Below are 17156 nucleotides of genomic sequence, written 5' to 3'. Positions count from 1 at the left end.
GCCGGAGTCTCCGGCTCACGGCGCTCACCAAGGAGTTCGCCACGTTCACGGCCGTGCGCTCTCTCGACCTCGAGGTCCCCGCCGGCACCTTCTTCGCCCTGCTCGGCCCGTCCGGCTGCGGCAAGACGACGACGCTACGGATGGTCGCGGGCCTGGAGGTGCCGACCTCCGGCACCATCCACCTCGGCGACGACGAGATCACCTACCAGAAGCCGTACCGGCGGCCGGTCAACACCGTCTTCCAGAACTACGCGCTCTTCCCCCACCTCGACATCCACGAGAACGTCGCCTTCGGGCTGCGCCGCCGCAAGGCCAAGGACGTCGACAAGCAGGTCCAGGAGATGCTCGCGCTGGTCGAGCTCGAGGCCCAGGCGCGGAAGAAGCCCCCGCAGCTCTCCGGCGGCCAGCAGCAGCGCGTCGCCCTCGCGCGGGCGCTGATCAACAGCCCCGAGGTGCTCCTGCTCGACGAGCCGCTCGGCGCCCTCGACCTCAAGCTGCGCCGGTCGATGCAGATCGAGATCAAGCGGATCCAGACCGAGGTGGGCCTCACCTTCGTGCACGTCACGCACGACCAGGAGGAGGCGATGACGATGGCCGACACGATCGCGGTCATGAACGGCGGCGTCATCGAGCAGATGGGCTCCCCCGCCGAGCTCTACGAGAACCCGCGGACCACCTTCGTCGCCAACTTCCTCGGCCAGTCCAACCTGATCCCCGGCACCGTCACCAGCGCCGAGAGCGACGTCGTCCGGGTCGACATGCACGGCACCCAGGTCTCCATCCCCGCCGACCGCGCCCATGCGCGCGCCGGGGACGGCTGGGTCGGCATCCGGCCCGAGAAGGTCCTCGTCGCCCCGGCCGGCGAGCCGATCGACGCCCCCGGCAACCACATGACCGGTGGCGTCATCACCGACGTCAGCTTCGTCGGCGTCAGCACGCAGTACCTCGTGATGATGCCGTGGGGCCAGGAGCTGATGTCCTTCGAGCAGAACACCGGCCGCCGCGCCGTACTGGAGACGGGGACGAAGGTCGACGTGTCCTGGCGCCCGGAGTTCGCGTTCCTGCTGCCCGCCAGCCAGGACGTCAACGCCGGCGTGGAGGCGTGACGGCCATGCGCCGCGGACGGTTCACCGGCTACTGGCTGATGCTGCCGGCGGGCCTGTGGCTCGCGCTCTTCTTCGTGATCCCGTTCTACTCGCTGCTGGCGACCAGCCTGTTCGACCCGGAGGGCTCGGTCCTGACCGGGTACGACGTCAGCTACCGGTTCGCGAACTTCACCGACGCGCTCGACCAGTTCTGGGAGCCGCTCGTCCGCTCGCTGTGGTACGCCGCGGTGGCGACCGCGATCTGCCTCGTGCTCGGCTACATCCTCGCCTACGCCATCGCCTTCAAGGCCGGCCGCTGGCGCACCCTGCTGCTGGTGCTGGTGATCGCCCCCTTCTTCACCAGCTTCCTGGTCCGGACCCTGTCGTGGAAGCTGATCCTCGCCGACGACGGCTTCGTGGTCGACACCCTGCAGTTCCTGCACGTCCTCGGCGAGGACGGCCGGCTGCTGGCGACCCCCGTCGCGGTGATCGCCGGCCTGGTCTACAACTTCCTGCCGTTCATGGTGCTGCCGCTCTACGCCAGCCTGGAGAAGATCGACGGCCGGCTGATCGAGGCCGCGGGCGACCTGTACGCCTCGCCGTCCCGCGGGTTCCTCAAAGTGACCCTCCCCCTGTCGAAGCCCGGCGTCGTGGCGGGCACGCTGCTGACGTTCATCCCGGCCGCCGGCGACTACATCAACGCCTCGCTGCTGGGCAGTCCCAACCAGCGCATGGTCGGCAATGTCATCCAGAACCTGTTCACCAGCACCGGCGACTACGCCACGGCGGGCGCGCTGTCGGTGATCCTGATGGTCATCATCGTCGCGATGGTCATGGTCTACATCCGCACCGCCGGGACGGAGGACCTCGTATGAGCACCCCACGACCTTCTTCTCCTCCGCTCCGCTCCCCCGAACAACGTCGCGGGGACCCCGCATGACCGGGTTGCAGCGCGCCGGGCGGTGGATCGGCGAGCACCTGGTCCTCGCGGCCGGGCTGCTCGTGCTGGTCTACATGTTCGTGCCGATCGCCGTCGTGATGCTGATGAGCTTCAACGACAACAGCAAGTCCCGCAACGTCTACGCGTTCCGCGACTTCACCTGGAACAACTGGGCCAACCCCTGCCGGCCCGACGGGATGTGCGAGGCCGTCGTCCGCAGCATCGAGATCGGCCTGCTCGCCACCCTGGTCGCCACCCTGCTCGGCAGCCTCGCCGCCTTCGGGCTGGTGCGCCACAACTTCGCGGGCCGGTCGATCGCCAACACCGTGATCTTCCTGCCGATGGCCTCCCCCGAGATCGTGATGGGCTCCTCGCTGCTCGCCCTCTTCGTGGCGGGCGGCTTCGGCGGGCGGCTGGGCTTCGTGACGATCTTCATCGCCCACGTGATGTTCTGCCTGTCCTTCGTCATCGTGACCGTGAAGGCACGCCTGGCCGGGCTCGACGAGAACCTCGAGCAGGCCGCGATGGACCTCTACGCCAGCGAGTGGACGACGTTCTGGCGGGTCACCTTCCCGCTCGTCTTCCCCGGCATCGCCGCCGCGGCGCTGCTGAGCTTCTCGCTCTCCTTCGACGACTTCATCATCACCAACCTCAATGCGGGCCAGACCGTCACCTTCCCGATGTTCGTGTGGGGCGTCGCGCAGCGTGGCATTCCGATGCAGGTCAACGTGGTCGGGACCGTCATGTTCCTGATCTCGCTGTTCCTGGTGCTCGGCAACATGCTGGTCACCCGGAAGCGGGCCGCCGCCTGATGCGGGCCGCCGCCTGACGCGGGCCGCCGCCCGATCCACGGATCCGGGCCGAGGCACCACGCAACGGCGGCCCGAGACCCCCACCGTCCCGGTCCGCCGTTGCGTGGTGGCGGTACCGCTGAAGGTCCCCGGCTACAGGAGCGCCGCCGCCTCGGTGAGGACCGTGCGGAGCTTCTGCTCCATCTCGTCGAAGTGCTCCTGGCCGCAGATCAGCGGCGGGGAGAGCTGGATGACCGGGTCGCCCCGGTCGTCGGCGCGGCAGTAGAGGCCGGCGTCGAAGAGCGCCTTGGAGAGGAACCCGCGCAGCAGCCGCTCGGACTCGTCCTCGTCGAAGGTCTCCTTGGTGGTCCTGTCCTTGACCAGCTCGATGCCGTAGAAGAACCCGTCGCCGCGGACGTCGCCGACGAGCGGCAGGTCGAGCAGCCTCTCGAGGGTGCCGCGGAAGGCGCCCTCGCGCTCGCGGACGCCCTCGTTGATCTTCTCGTTCTCGAAGATCTCGAAGTTCTTCAGCGCGACCGCGGTGGAGACGGGGTGACCGCCGAAGGTGTAGCCGTGCAGGAAGGTCTCGGTGCCGTGGGCGAAGGGCTCGTAGATCCGGTCGCTGGCGATCATCGCGCCCAGCGGGGCGTAGCCGGAGGTGATCCCCTTGGCGGAGGTGATGATGTCGGGCTGGTAGCCGTAGCGCTCGGCGCCGAACATGTGCCCCAGCCGCCCGTAGGCGCAGATGACCTCGTCGGAGACCAGCAGGACGTCGTACTGGTCGCAGATCTCGCGCACCCGCTGGAAGTAGCCCGGGGGCGGCGGGAAGCAGCCGCCGGCGTTCTGGACGGGCTCGAGGAAGACGGCGGCGACGGTGTCGGGGCCCTCGTTCTCGATCGCGACGGCGATCTGGTCGGCGGCCCAGCGGCCGAACGTCTCGGGGTCGACCACGCCGCTCGTGTCCTCCAGGAACGCGGGCGCGCGGTAGATGTTGGTGTTGGGCACCCGGAAGGTCGAGGGCACCAGCGGCTCGAACTGCTGCTTGAGGCCGGGCAGGCCGGTGATCGACAGCGCGCCCTGGGTGGTGCCGTGGTAGGCGATCGCGCGGCTGATCACCTTGTGCTTCATCGGCTTGCCGACGAGCTTGAAGTAGTTCTTGGCGAGCTTCCAGGCGGACTCGACGGCCTCGCCGCCGCCGGAGGTGAAGAAGACCCGGTTGAGGTCGCCGGGCGCCTGGCTCGCGATCTTCGCGGCGAGCTCGATCGCGCTCGGGTGGGCGTAGGACCACAGCGGGAAGAACGCGAGCTCGGAGGCCTGCTTCGCCGCGGCCTCGGCGAGCTCGGTGCGGCCGTGGCCCAGCTGGCTGACGAAGAGCCCGCCGAGGGCGTCGAGGTACTTGCGGCCGTGGGAGTCCCAGACGTACGCCCCGTCGCCCCGCACGATGACCGGCACCTCCGCGGTGTCGTAGGACGACATGCGGGTGAAGTGCATCCACAGGTGATCGCGCGCGGACTGCTGGAGGGCGTCGTGTGCCTTGTCGTCTACCACCCCTCCATCTTGACGCCCCGAGCGGGAAACAGCAAGTGAATCAGTCGCCTCTGCGCAGATGTGCAACGGATTTCGTTGCGAAGTCACTTCCGCGCCACCGACATGCTGACTACGCTCGCCAGGCATGAGTCCTCTGCGCAACCTCATCGACGGCGCGTCCGCGGACGCCGCCTCCGGAGCGACGTACGACGTCGTCGACCCGGCCACCGGCCGCACCTACACGACCGCCCCCGCCAGCGGGCCCGAGGACGTCGACCGCGCCATGCGCGCGGCCGAGCGGGCCTTCGGCACCTGGGGCGAGACCACGCCGAAGGAGCGGCAGGAGGCGCTGCTGCGGATCGCCCAGGCGCTCGAGGACCGCGCCGACGAGTTCGTGCGCGTCGAGTGCGAGAACACCGGCAAGCCGATCGGCCTGACCGCCGACGAGGAGCTGCCGCCGAGCGTCGACGAGCTGCGGTTCTTCGCCGGCGCCGCGCGAGTGCTCGAGGGCCGCGGCGCGGGCGAGTACCTCAAGGACCACACCTCCTGGGTACGCCGCGAGCCGATCGGCGTCGTCGCCCAGGTGACCCCCTGGAACTACCCCCTGATGATGGCGATCTGGAAGATCGCGCCCGCCCTGGCCGCGGGCAACACGATCGTGCTCAAGCCCAGCGACACCACGCCTGCCAGCACCGTCCTGCTGGCCGAGCTGGCGGCCGAGCACCTGCCGCCCGGCGTGCTCAACGTCGTGTGCGGCGACCGCGACACCGGCCGGGCGCTGGTCGAGCACCCGACGCCGCAGCTGGTCGCGATCACCGGCTCGGTGCGCGCCGGCATGGAGGTCGCCGGGTCCGCGGCCACCGACCTCAAGCGGGTGCACCTCGAGCTGGGCGGCAAGGCACCGGTCGTGGTCTTCGACGACGCCGACGTCGCGGCGGCCGCGGAGGCGATCGCGACCGCGGGCTACTTCAACGCCGGCCAGGACTGCACGGCCGCGACCCGGGTGCTCGCCGCCGACGGCGTCCACGACGACCTCGTCGCCGCGCTGGCCGAGCAGGCGCGGGGCACGCGCACCGGCCTGCCCGACGACCCCGACATCCTGTACGGCGCCCTCAACAACCCCGACCAGCTCGCCCGGGTCACCGGCATGGTCGACCGGCTGCCCGACCACGCGCGGATCGACGCCGGCGGCACCCGGCCCACCGTCGCCGGCGGCGAGGGCGGGTACTACTTCGACGCGACCGTCGTCTCCGGGCTGCGCCAGGACGACGAGGCGGTCCAGGACGAGATCTTCGGCCCGGTCATCACCGTGCAGCGGTTCGCCGACGAGGCCGAGGCGCTCCGCCTCGCCAACGGCGTGCGCTACGGCCTCTCCTCCAGCGTGTGGACCACGGACCACGCCCGCGCGCTGCGGATGTCCAAACGGCTCGACTTCGGCGTGGTCTGGATCAACACCCACATCCCGTTCGTCTCCGAGATGCCGCACGGCGGCTTCAAGCACTCCGGCTACGGCAAGGACCTGTCCATGTACGGCCTCGAGGACTACACGCGCATCAAGCACGTCATGTCCTTCACGGGAGAGTGACTCCGGTGCGCATCCTCCTCATCGGCGCCGGCGGCGTGGGCGGCGCCTTCGCCGCCATCGCCGCGCGTCGCGACTTCTTCGAGGCGCTCGTGGTCGCCGACTACGACCTCGCCCGGGCCGAGCGGGCCGCCGCGACCGACAGCCGGTACGCCGCCGCCCGGGTCGACGCCTCCTCGGCGGAGTCCGTCGCCGCGCTCTGCCGGGAGCACCGGATCACGCACGTGATGAACGCCGTCGACCCGGTCTTCGACATGCCGGTCTTCGACGGCGCCTTCGCGGCCGGCGCGGACTACCTCGACATGGCGATGTCGCTGTCGAAGCCGCATCCCGAGGCGCCGTACGAGAGGACGGGGGTGAAGCTCGGCGACGAGCAGTTCGCCGCCGCCGAGGAGTGGGAGGAGGCCGGCCGGCTGGCGCTGGTCGGGATCGGCGTCGAGCCGGGGCTCTCCGACGTGTTCGCGCGCTACGCCGCCGACCACCTGTTCTCCGAGATCGACGAGCTCGGCACCCGCGACGGTGCCAACCTGGTGGTGACCGACGACGACGGCAACGAGATCTTCGCGCCGTCGTTCTCGATGTGGACCACGATCGAGGAGTGCCTCAACCCGCCGGTGATCTGGGAGCGCGAGCGCGGCTGGTTCACGACTCCCCCGTTCAGCGAGCCGGAGGTCTTCGACTTCCCCGAGGGGATCGGCCCGGTCGAGTGCGTCAACGTCGAGCACGAGGAGGTGCTCCTCATGCCGCGCTGGGTGGACTGCCGGCGGGTGACCTTCAAGTACGGCCTGGGCTCGGAGTTCATCACCATCCTCCAGGTGCTGCACACGCTCGGGCTCGACCGCACCGAGAAGGTGCGGGTCAAGGGCGTCGAGGTGTCGCCGCGCGACGTCGTGGCGGCGGTGCTGCCCGATCCCGCGACGGTGGGGCCGCGGATGACCGGCAAGACCTGTGCCGGGCTGTGGGTGACGGGCACCGGCAAGGACGGGCAGCCGCGGTCGACGTACCTCTACCACGTGGTCGACAACTCCTGGTCGATGGCGGAGTACGGCCACCAGTGCGTGGTCTGGCAGACCGCGGTCAACCCGGTGATCGCGCTGGAACTGCTCGCGACCGGCGCCTGGCAGGGCGCCGGCGTGCTGGGTCCGGAGGCGTTCGACGCGGTGCCGTTCCTGGACCTGCTGACGGCGTACGGCGCACCGTGGGGCCGGCGCGAGCAATGACCCTCACCTCCCGTGAGGCCCACGAACGCGCCGACGCCGCCGCCCCGCGCGTGCTGTGGCTCGACACCCCGGCGCGGCCCGCCCGGCGGCCCCCGGTGGGCGACGCCGACGTCGACCTGCTCGTCGTCGGCGGCGGGTTCACCGGCCTGTGGACGGCGCTGCGGGCGCTCGAGCGGGAGCCCGGCCGGTCGGTGCTGGTCGTCGAGCGGGACCGGATCGCCGAGCACGCCACCGGCCGCAACGGCGGGTTCTGCGAGGCGAGCCTGACCCACGGCGAGGCCAACGGGCGCGACCGCTGGCCCGAGGAGTACGACGAGCTGGAGCGGATGGGGCTGGCGAACCTCGACGCGATCGAGGCGACCGTGCGCCGCTACGGGATCGCGTGCGGCTTCGAGCGCACCGGCCAGCTCTCGGTCGCGACCCGGCCGCACGAGACGGCCCTGCTGGAGCCGTCGGCGCCCGGGTTCCTCGACGCCGCCGCCGTCCGCGGCCTGGTCGACTCGCCGACGTACCTCGCCGGCCGGCTCGACGCCGAGGGCTGCGCGATGGTCGATCCCGCGCGACTGGCCTGGGGGCTCGCGGCGGCCGCGGAGTCGCTGGGGGCGCGGATCGCCGACGAGACGGAGGTCCTGGGCATGCGCCGGCGCGACGGCGTGGTCGAGGTGACGACGTCGTACGGCGTGGTGTGCGCCCGGCAGGTGGTCCTCGCGACGAACGTGTTCACCTCGCTGCTGCGGCGGATGCGGACGCGCGTCGTACCCGTCTACGACCACGTGCTCGCCACCGAGCCGCTCACCCGCGAGCAGCTCGCGGCGGTCGGCTGGACCGCACGGTGCGGGGTCGCCGACAGCGGGAACCTCTTCCACTACTACCGGCTGACCGGCGACAACCGGATCCTGTGGGGCGGGTACGACGCGGTCTACCACTTCGGGCGCGCGATCGCGCCCGAGCACGAGCAGCGCGCCGCGACCCACCGGCTGCTCGCCGAGCACTTCTACGCGACCTTCCCGCAGCTGGCGGACGTGCGGTTCACGCACCGGTGGGGCGGCGTGATCGACACCTGCACCCGGTTCTGCGCATTCTACGGCCTCGCCCACGGCGGCCGCGTCGCCTACGCCACCGGCTTCACCGGCCTCGGCGTCGGCGCCTCCCGGTTCGCCGCCGACGTCATGCTCGACCTGCTCTCCGGCGCCCCGACCGAGCGGACCGAGCTCGCGATGGTGCGGGAGCGGCCGCTGCCCTTCCCGCCCGAGCCGTTCGCGTGGATCGGCGTCCAGCTCACCCGGTGGGCGTCGGCGCGCGCCGACGAGACCGGCCGGCGCAACCTGTGGCTGCGCACGCTCGACCGGCTCGGTCTGGGCTTCGACTCCTGAGGCGCCGCTGCAGCCTGCGATACTCGGACCATGAGGCTCAGCGCACGCAACCAGATCCGCGGCACCGTCACCCACGTCGAGGTCGGCGCGGTCACCACCACCGTCAAGGTCCAGCTCGGCGGCGGCGACACGGTCACGTCCTCGATCACCCGCGAGGCGGCCGAGGAGCTCGGTGTCGAGGTCGGCTCGGAGGTCACCGTGGTGGTCAAGGCCAGCGACGTCCTGCTCGCCGTCGACTGAGGCGCCGTGGCCGAGGAGTGGCGTCGGTACGACGCGCCGCAGGGGGCGCCGTACGACGGCGCCACCTACCCGGCGTACGACGCCGGCACCGAGCGCCGCCGGGTACGACGCCGGATCGGCGTCCTGGTGGCCGGGGCCGTGGTGGTGCTCGGCGGGGCCGGCGCCGGGATCACCGCGCTCGTGATGAGCGCCATGGGCGGTGACGACGACCACACGTCGACCACGACGTCGCACACCCTGATCCAGATCGGGGGCTCCGGTGACGCGGACCTGTTCACGACCGACGGCACCGCTGCGATGGCCGCGGCGCTGCGCGCGGAGACCGGGTCGACCGACGTGCACGAGGTCGTGCTCTACCAGGGCAACGCGGTGCTCATGGTTCCCGGCGAGGACGACGCGGAGGTCCTCCTGTGGGACGGCGAGGCGATGACCTCCGGCGGCACGGTGCGCTCGCCCCGCAAGCCCTTCGACCTCACCGACCTCGACGGCGCGGTGCTGGCGGCCCTGTGCGGCACCGAGCCGCAGAGCTGCACCGTCGTCGCCGGCCGCCCGCTGCCGGGCAGCGGCGGCGCCTGGCTCACCGTCGCCGCTCGCGACGGCGTGCACCTGACCGACCTGGCGGGCAAGGCGGTCTGACGAGCCGTCACCCGGCGCGGACGACGGCGACCCCTGACGGCTCGCTGTGCATCCCCAGGCGTCGTCACCCCTGCTCCGCGTCGTCCTCCTCCACCGCGTCGGTGATCGGCGTGATCCACGACTGGTGGGTCGTGGTGTTCTTGGTGATCGCGAGGAGCTCGTCCATGTGCGGCTCCAGGCCGGTCACCTTGTCGAGGGGGACGCCGATGATCAGCTGGAAGCCGAGGCCCTTCCACGCCTCGACGGCGCGGCCGGCGAACTCGGAGTCGGCCTTCACGAAGCCCTCGTCGAGGAAGACCGGCGCGAACCGCGGCCGGGACCGCATCTCGTCGCCGAGCCGGAACCGGAGCGCGGAGCCGACGATGAACGCCACCAGCTCCTGGCTCTCGCCGCCGGACTTCTCGCCCAGCGTCCGGTACGTCGCGCGCAGCTCGCCGGTGAGGGGGTCGTAGCGCTCGGCGCTGATCTCGACGTGGCGGCGTACGTCGAGCAGGCGGTCGCGGTCGCCGGAGCCGGCCGCGCTGTCGCCCACGGCCTGGTCGGGCTTGCGGAGCTGGCGCATGAACCGGCTGAGCTCGGCGAACCTGCGCTCGAGGTCCTCCTCCCGCAGCTCGGTCGTGGCGCCGGAGGACAGGGCACGCAGGTCCTTCATGAACGCCTGGACGTGGGCGGGGGCGAGGCGGCGCAGCCGGATCCGCAGCCGGTCGCCGGAGGCGCCGAACTCCAGTCGCCGCAGGATCGCGTTGATCGGCTCGAGCCGGTCCTCGATCTCCTCCACCGACGCCGACATGGCGCCGAGCAGCGGCACGAGGTCCTGGCCGCTCCACTCGGTGAGCCGCCGGCGCCACTCCGAGCGCCGCGCGGCGAGACCCTTGCCGCGGATCTCGTCGAGGATCCGGGCGTAGTCGGGGTACGACTCGGCGGTCGCGCCGAGGTTGGGCGAGTCCCAGGTGAACTTGTAGCTGCGGAAGATGGTGCCGAGGTCGTCGTCGCAGCGCCGGATCTCCGCCTCGGCGTCGGCGAGCGCGGTGCGCAGCCGCTCGCCGAGACGCTGGGAGTTCTCCAGGAACCGGTCGAGGTCGTCGGGGTCGGCGGGTGCGGCGGCCGCGGCGAAGTCGGCGGTCAGCGCGGCGTCCTGCTCCTCGCTGAGCACCACGGCGCCGGCGTCCTCGACGGCGATCACCCGGTCCTTGATGACGTCCTCGGCGTCGGCGAGCTCGCCGTGGTCGGCGTTGAGCCGGTCCTTGCGCTGCTCCAGGGAGAAGCGCTCCTTGCGCGCCTGGCCCAGCCCGTCCTCGAGCTCGTCGATCTGGGCCTGCAGCACCTGGAGCCGGTCGTCGGAGGCCAGGATGGCGGCCCGCCGGTCCTCCAGGTCGGCGATGCGGCGGTCGCTGCCCGCGACGTCGACGTCGTCGAAGCGCACCATGACGATCGCCTCGTACGCCTTGCGCTGGAGGTCGAGCAGCCCGGAGCGCCGGCCCAGCTCGGCGAGCCGGCCGTCGATCTCGCCGAGCCGCTGCTCGACGCCGGCGAGCTGGGCGTCGATCTCGGCGATCGCCTCCTCGCTGGAGAAGCCGATGATGTTGCGGGTGTCGTTGCGGCCGTGCGCGCCGCGCCGCCCGTTGCGGGTCTGGCCGGCGACGGTGACCCGGAAGCCGGGGCCGTCCAGCTCGGCCGCGCTGTCCACGCACAGGGCGTTGCGGGCCGGCTCCTCGACGTGCTGCTGGACCCAGCCGGCGAACGGGGAGTCCTTGAAGAGCAGCTTGCCGGCGATCCGCTCCGGGTCGGACGGCCCGGTGCCGGGCAGGTCGAGCTCGACCCCCTGGAAGGTCAGCCGCGCGGGCAGCCGCAGGTCGTCGATCGCCGCGGAGAACTCCGAGAGCCGGTCGAGCGGGACCAGCATCATCCGGGCGCTGCCGCCGAGGACGGTCTCGACGGCGGTGCGCCAGCGCGCCTCCTCGGGCGCGACGTCGACCAGCTCGGCGACGAACGGCAGCTCGTCGACGGCGAGCCCGCTGGCGCGGGCCACGGCGGTGCGCAGGTCGTGGAGGTACGACGGCACCCGCCCGGCGCGGCTCTCGAGCGAGGCCCGCTCCTGCTTGAGGACGGACTGCTCCTGGGTGAGCGGGAACTGCTGCTCGCGCAGCACCGTCTCCCGCTCGGCGCGCAGCCGGGCCTGCTCCCGCTCCCCCGTGGCCAGACGCTCGCGGGCCTGCTCCTGCAGGACGGTGAACGCGCCGACATTGTCCAATGCCGACTCCAGGTCCGGGGCGCCTGAGTCGATCGGGTCGGTGAGCCCGACCAGCGGGTAGACCCGCTCCTCGAGCTCGGCGAGGCGGTTGCCGCGCTCCTCGCGCAGGATCCGCTCGGCGTCGGCGAGCGAGGCGAGCGCCTGGAGGTCGCCGCCGCCCGCGGCCCGGTGGGCCTCCTTGGCCGCGTCGAGATCGCCGGTCAGCTGGAGCTCGGCCGCCTGCGCCGCGGCCAGCGCCTGCACGGTCGCCGCGCGGGCGTCGCGGTTGGCGGCGACCGCGGTCTCGATCAGCCGCAGGTGGGTGCGCAGCAGCCAGTACCGCAGCGGCGTCTCGTCGCCGCTCAGGGTGATGCCGTAGGAGTCGAGCTCGGCGAGGCGCCGGGCGGCGGCCGTACGCCGCTCGTGCATCTCGGTGATCGGCTCGAGGAGCTCGAGCTTCTGCTGCTCGGTGCGCATCGCGGCGTGGGCGGCGTCGAGGTCGTCGAAGTGCTCGATCGCGCGGTCGGCGGCGGCGTACGTGGCGGGGCGCTCCAGGACCATGTCCTTGTAGAGCTCGTCGACGCTGCGGACCTGGTTGCCGGCCTGGATCCGGGCCAGCAGCCGCAGCGCCTTGGCGCCGTCGCCGTTGGCGCCGATGCCGAGCCGGGCGTGGAGCACGGCCGAGAACTCGGCGTACGTGCGGTGCACCCGGACGCCGGGGAACAGCTTCTTGATCGTGTTGGCGTGGAACTTCTCGGGGACGGCGGCCTCGAGCTTGTCGAGCGGCAGGGTGCCCTCGTGGGTCCACATCTGCATGAGGACGTCGCCGGAGCGGGAGGCGCGGCGGGGCACGTAGTAGGTGCGCAGCGCGGTGAACCGGCCGCCCTGGTCGCTGACGAAGGTCATCGCGACCGCGCCCCAGGTGTCGGCGTTCCTGCCGCGCAGCAGCTGCTCGACGGGACGACCGGTCCTGGGGTCGTCGACGACGTCGACGGCACCGCGGAGGTAGGACAGCAGGTTGCGCTGGCCGGCGCTGCGGGCGCGGCCGGCGACGGCGTCGTTGGAGGCGCCGTTGAACTTGGTGTCGGAGGGCATCATCAGCGCCGTGTAGGCGTCGAGGATGGTGCTCTTCCCGACGCCGGAGGCGCCGGAGATCATCGTCGCGTCGCCCGACAGCGGCACCGTCGTGAGGCCGCCGAAGCCGCCCCAGTTGACCAGCTGCAGCAGGGAGGCTCGCCACTGCACGGTGTCGTCGACCGGCGCGGCGACGGCCTGCTCCGCGAACAGCCCGTCGGCGGTCGACTCGTCGATCTGCTCGGCCTCGTCGATGCTCATCCGGCGTCCTCCTCGAACAGGTCGGCCTCGCCCGCCTCGGCCTCGGGCGCGGTGGCCGTGCCGTTGGCCTGCTGCAGGGCCTCGAGGAGCTCCTGCAGCAGCTCGAGGGGCAGCAGCGGCTCGACGGCCTCGCTGATCTCGAAGCGCTCCTCCGAGGCGGTGGCGATGAGGAGCCCGGCCTTGACGATGCTGGTGACCGCGTTGCGGGCGCGCTTCTCGTCGCCGGACTCGTCGGTGGCGTGCGCGGGGCGGTAGCTGGCGACGTAGTCGAGGATGTCGTCGCGGTCGACGAAGACGCGCGCGTCGCCGCCGGCGAGCCCGGCGCGCAGCCGGTCGCGGAGGTGGACCAGCACCAGCGTCTCCTCCCGCGACCACGCCGTGTCGTGGAGCAGGGTCGGGAACCGCCCACCGCCCTCCGCGCTGGCCTGGCGCTTCCAGGCCACCTCGCGCTCGCGGTCGACCTGGAGGTCGAGGAAGAGGTCGTTGAGGCGGGAGCGGAGCACGCGCTCGTCGTCGACGAGCACCTGCCAGTCGCGCGGGTGGGTGCGGGCGCTGATGAACCGCTGCTTGAGGAGCGCGACCAGCGCCTGCCGCTGGGCGTACTCCAGGCCGCCCTCGTCGCCCTCGAAGAGGGACACGGAGTGCTCGTCGACGACCTCGAAGTCCTCGACCTCGTCGTACCCCGACTCGATCTCGGTGTCGACACTCATGCGTTGGACTCCTCACGGTCGAGGTCGAGGTCGGGGTCGGGCAGCGGCGTCCGCGGCACCGCGAAGGTGCGCTCTGTCCCGTCCGGTCGTACGGCGGCGAAGGACTCCAGCTCGTCGTCCTCGGTCCGCAGGTCGCGGTTGGCCGCCAGGTGGAGCAGGCCGAAGATCTCCACCGGCCGGCGCAGGGACGGCTCAAGCGTCTCGAACAGCTCGCCGAGCGAGCCGGCGGGGAGCAGGTCGCGCAGCGCGTCGTCGAGGCGCCGGCGCAGCGAGCCCAGCTGGGGGCCGCCCTGCGCCATCAGCGCGGCGAGCGAGAGCCCGGGCGCGTCGGCGGGGTCGGCGGCGCTGATCCGGTCGGACAGGACGTCGTCGGCCGGGTCGTGGAAGCGCTCGCGGAGATGGTCGATGCCGACCCGGCTCGGCAGCAGGGAGACGTCGTGGGTGGCCCGCGGGCCGGTCTCGGCCATCCAGGTCATCAGCTCGGACTCGACCTGGCGCAGGGTCTGCTCGAGCTCGCGGTCGCGGGCGGCGTCGTGGGAGACGATGTACTCCTTGAGCGTCGCGGTCACCCGACTGCGCTGCGCCAGCACCCGGTCGAGCCCGTCGCGCACCAGCCGCACCGTGCCGCGCAGCTCGGCCCGGTCGGCCTCGCCGAGGATGCCGTCGGACAGCGGGTGCTCGAGCAGCGCCGTCAGGTCCTCCCGCAGCTGGGTCACCAGCGCGTCGTCGCGCAGCAGCGCGAACGCCCCCTCGAAGGCCCGGCCCTCGTGGGTCGCGGTCATCAGGGAGTCGGCCCGCGCGAGGTACTCGTCGATCACCTCGCCGGCCGGCCGGTCCTCGGCCCGGAAGGCCGCGAGGATCTCGCCGCGGATCGTCGCGAACCTCTCCTCCACGCGCGCGAAGTCGCTCGGCAGCGCGCTGATCAGGGAGAGCAGCTCGGTGAAGCCCTCGACCATGTAGTCCTCGGTCGCGCTCACCATCTCCGCGCCGTCGACCAGGCGGTCGCGCTCGGCCTTGAGCCGCGCGATCTCCTCGTTGAGGAGGCTCACCCGGGCGCCGCGGTCGGGGTTCGCCTCGGAGTTGAAGCGTCGTACCGTGCCCAGGATCGTCGCGATCCGGTGCTCGCTGAGCGTGGCCCGGTCGCGGGCGAGGTTCTTGACCAGCTCCAGCGCCTGCTGGGCGTGCGAGGTCAGCGAGTAGACCTCGTTGCCCTGCTCGTCGAGCGAGCGCACCAGCCACTGCCCGCGCATCCAGCGCTGGCAGGTCTCCTTGCCGGTGCCGCTCGGGACCTCGGTCTCCCCCGCCAGCCTGATCTCGGCGAGGTGCTCCTCGACCTGCGTGTGCAGCCGCGCCGTCGGGATCGGCTTGTTGTTGCGCCCGAAGGCCGCCCGGAAGATGGTGATCACGACCGGCGCCTGCCGCTGGTGGAGCAGGGTCAGGGTCGGCTGCGCGAAGGCGCCCTTGACCCGCGCCAGCTCGCCGGCGATCTCGCTCACGTCGTCCCCACCTTCCTCCGTGTCTCGGGGGAGGGGTCAGCATTCCAGAGGGGTACGACGCGACCGGGGGCCACCCCCGCCGCGCGGGGCCGACCGCGGCTCCCCCTACCTCCTCGCCCGCTTCACCTTGACCGTCGCCGTGCCCGCAGCGGGCCCGGCGACCGGGTCGCCGGCGTAGGTCACGGCGGCCCGGACCTTGCCCGTCTTCTTGATCTTCTTGAGCTTGACGACGGCCCGGCCCTCCTGGAGCACGGCGGTGGAGGTCGCCTTGCCGACGGTCACGGTGACCGTGCCGGTCGGGAGCACGCCCGGGGCGGTGACGGCGACGACCACCTTGGCCCTGGTCCGCTTCGCGACGACCTTCTTCGGCTTGACCGAGACGGTCAGCACGGACGGGGCCCTCTGGACCACGACGCCGGCGACCGGGCTGCTGCTGGGCCGGGTCGCGGCGTCGCCGAGGTAGCGCGCCTCGACGGTCGTCGTACCGGCGGTGTCGAAGGGGCCGACGTTGGCGGTCACCGTGCCGTCGACGAGCGGGAGGGTGGACTGCCTGACGCCGCCGACGTAGAACTCGACCTGACCGGTCGGGGTCGCGCCGGGCGAGGACACCGTCGCCGTCACCGCCACGGTGTCGCGCCGGACCTGGGCCGTGCCCGGGGACACGGCGACCGCGGTGGTCGAGTCGACGACCTCCGGCGGGTCGGGGTCGACGCCGGGCCTGATCCGGATGCTCCGGAAGTCGACCGTGTCGCCGGTGCTGCGGTTTTCGAGGCCGATGAAGCCGTGGGGCGAGGTGGGGCTCGCGGGACGGTGGGTGTTGACCAGGACGCCGTTGAGGTGGACCGAGACCTCGTCGCTCGCGACCCGGATCGTGAAGGTGTTCCACTCGCCGACCGGGCGCAGTGCGCTCGCCAGCGCGGCGGGCTCGGCGACCTGGGTCTCGCCGCCGGTGGGCCGGATGCCGCCGGTCTCGGCGCCGATCCGGACCTGGTAGCCGCCCGTGGGGGTCGCGCCGCGGGCGCTCGAGGCGACGTAGACGCTCGAGTCGTCGTTCGAGTCGTTGCGCCGCCAGTCGACCTGGAGGGTGTACGGCCCGGTCTGCTGCTGCGTGAGCCAGGTGGCGCCGGCGCCGCGGATGCTGCGGATGGTGCAGTCGGTCTGCCGGCCGAAGCCGCCGCCGCCCGCCTTGCGCCAGCCGTCGAAGGACGCGAACGTGCCGTCGAACAGGCTCGTGTAGCCCGGGCCCGGCTCCGTCGCCACGCACGGGTCCGGAGCAGCGCCGCCGACCTGGATCGCGTCGAAGTTGAGGCGGCAGAAGTCGATCCCGCGGTCGCACTGGATCGCCACCGTGTTCGGGCCCTCGGCGAGGGTCACCGTGGAGCTCACGAAGTCCCACGCCTCCCAGTCCGCGAAGCTGGTCATCGGGAACTGCAGCTGCTGGCGGGCGCCGCCGTTGGTGAGCAGGCCCATCGAGCGGGTGATGTTCTCGTCGGCGCCGAGCGGCCCGGCGGCGTACCGGATGTGGATCGGGTAGACGCCGGCGACCGGGGCGTTCACGGTCATCGTGGACGTCATCCCGGTCTCGCGGAAGGTGTAGGAGCCGGTGCCGGAGAAGTTGCCGTGGTCGCCGGAGTTGAAGACCGGGCCACCGGTGATCACGCCGTCCTCGACCTCGGCCCAGGCGATCACCTCGTCGCCCACCGCGGCCGCCGCGGGCGAGGAGGTCGCCGCGCCCAGCACGGTCAGGGACAGGGCCGTCGCGGCCGCCGTGGCGACCAACCTGCACAGCGTGTTCATGGACCGGAACGTAGGGCGCAGGTCACACAGAGTCAAGAACCAGATCCTGATTCGTGAATTTTATGGGACTTGAGTTCATGTCCATGAACAAAGTGAGCGTGGGAGCGTCGCGGCACTAACCTCGGCGGGAGAGCCGAACTGCGACGAGGAGGAGCGGGTGCCGACGTACGCCACGAAGGGCAAGGCCTTCGACC

Annotated in this window: 13 protein-coding genes; 8 read left to right on the top strand and 5 right to left on the bottom strand. The window is 72.0% G+C overall.

Annotation, left to right across the window (positions count from 1 at the left end; all coding sequences use genetic code 11):
* Positions 1–53: 53 nt before the first annotated feature.
* From FIV44_RS27550 to FIV44_RS27540, 3 genes are all read left to right on the top strand, one after another.
* Positions 54–1106, top strand: a complete 1053-nt coding sequence (locus tag FIV44_RS27550; protein WP_246086654.1) for an ABC transporter ATP-binding protein — start codon at positions 54–56, stop codon at positions 1104–1106.
* Between the two features lie 5 nt (positions 1107–1111).
* Positions 1112–1960, top strand: a complete 849-nt coding sequence (locus tag FIV44_RS27545; RefSeq protein ID WP_141007228.1) for an ABC transporter permease — start codon at positions 1112–1114, stop codon at positions 1958–1960.
* A 61-nt stretch (positions 1961–2021) separates the two neighbouring features.
* Positions 2022–2837 carry an ABC transporter permease gene (locus tag FIV44_RS27540; RefSeq protein WP_141007227.1) on the top strand — a complete coding sequence of 272 codons (816 nt, stop codon included), beginning with the start codon at positions 2022–2024 and terminating at the stop codon, positions 2835–2837.
* A 132-nt stretch (positions 2838–2969) separates the two neighbouring features.
* Here FIV44_RS27540 and FIV44_RS27535 read toward each other — a convergent pair whose 3' ends face one another.
* Positions 2970–4364 (bottom strand): aspartate aminotransferase family protein, encoded by a 1395-nt coding sequence (locus FIV44_RS27535; protein ID WP_281285776.1) that lies wholly within the window; start codon positions 4362–4364, stop codon positions 2970–2972.
* A 124-nt stretch (positions 4365–4488) separates the two neighbouring features.
* Between FIV44_RS27535 and FIV44_RS27530 the strand changes: the two genes are divergently transcribed.
* Genes FIV44_RS27530 through FIV44_RS27510 form a run of 5 tightly spaced genes read left to right on the top strand, consistent with a single transcriptional unit; the run spans position 4489 to position 9394 of the window.
* Positions 4489–5928: an aminobutyraldehyde dehydrogenase gene (locus FIV44_RS27530; RefSeq protein ID WP_141007225.1), complete on the top strand. Its 1440-nt coding sequence runs from the start codon at positions 4489–4491 to the stop codon at positions 5926–5928.
* A 5-nt stretch (positions 5929–5933) separates the two neighbouring features.
* Complete coding sequence (locus FIV44_RS27525) at positions 5934–7145, top strand: saccharopine dehydrogenase family protein (RefSeq protein ID WP_141007224.1); 1212 nt, start codon at positions 5934–5936, stop codon at positions 7143–7145.
* Complete coding sequence (locus FIV44_RS27520; protein ID WP_141007223.1) at positions 7142–8518, top strand: NAD(P)/FAD-dependent oxidoreductase; 1377 nt, start codon at positions 7142–7144, stop codon at positions 8516–8518. The genes FIV44_RS27525 and FIV44_RS27520 overlap by 4 nt, the downstream gene beginning before the upstream one ends.
* A 30-nt stretch (positions 8519–8548) precedes the next feature.
* The gene (locus tag FIV44_RS27515) at positions 8549–8758 is read left to right on the top strand and encodes a TOBE domain-containing protein (RefSeq protein WP_141007222.1); all 210 of its coding nucleotides are present in this window, start codon (positions 8549–8551) and stop codon (positions 8756–8758) included.
* A gap of 6 nt (positions 8759–8764) precedes the next feature.
* The gene (locus tag FIV44_RS27510; RefSeq protein WP_141007221.1) at positions 8765–9394 is read left to right on the top strand and encodes a hypothetical protein; all 630 of its coding nucleotides are present in this window, start codon (positions 8765–8767) and stop codon (positions 9392–9394) included.
* Positions 9395–9458: 64 nt separating this feature from the next.
* On the opposite strand, the gene FIV44_RS27505 is transcribed toward FIV44_RS27510, so the two are convergent.
* From FIV44_RS27505 to FIV44_RS27490, 4 genes are all read right to left on the bottom strand, one after another.
* Positions 9459–12959: an ATP-binding protein gene (locus FIV44_RS27505; RefSeq protein WP_141007220.1), complete on the bottom strand. Its 3501-nt coding sequence runs from the start codon at positions 12957–12959 to the stop codon at positions 9459–9461.
* Entirely contained in the window at positions 12956–13669 is a 714-nt protein-coding gene (locus tag FIV44_RS27500; protein WP_141007219.1) for a DUF4194 domain-containing protein, read from the bottom strand. The genes FIV44_RS27505 and FIV44_RS27500 overlap by 4 nt, the downstream gene beginning before the upstream one ends.
* On the bottom strand, positions 13666–15165 hold the full coding sequence (locus FIV44_RS27495; protein WP_141007218.1) for a DUF3375 domain-containing protein: 1500 nt from the start codon (positions 15163–15165) through the stop codon (positions 13666–13668). Before FIV44_RS27495 ends, FIV44_RS27500 begins: the two co-directional genes overlap by 4 nt.
* A gap of 105 nt (positions 15166–15270) precedes the next feature.
* On the bottom strand, positions 15271–16962 hold the full coding sequence (locus FIV44_RS27490; RefSeq protein WP_141007217.1) for a 3-keto-alpha-glucoside-1,2-lyase-like domain-containing protein: 1692 nt from the start codon (positions 16960–16962) through the stop codon (positions 15271–15273).
* Positions 16963–17156: the final 194 nt, after the last annotated feature.

Source organism: Nocardioides humi (assembly GCF_006494775.1).
GTDB classification, from domain to species: Bacteria; Actinomycetota; Actinomycetes; order Propionibacteriales; family Nocardioidaceae; genus Nocardioides; species Nocardioides humi.
This window is presented reverse-complemented; position numbering and strand designations above follow the sequence as displayed.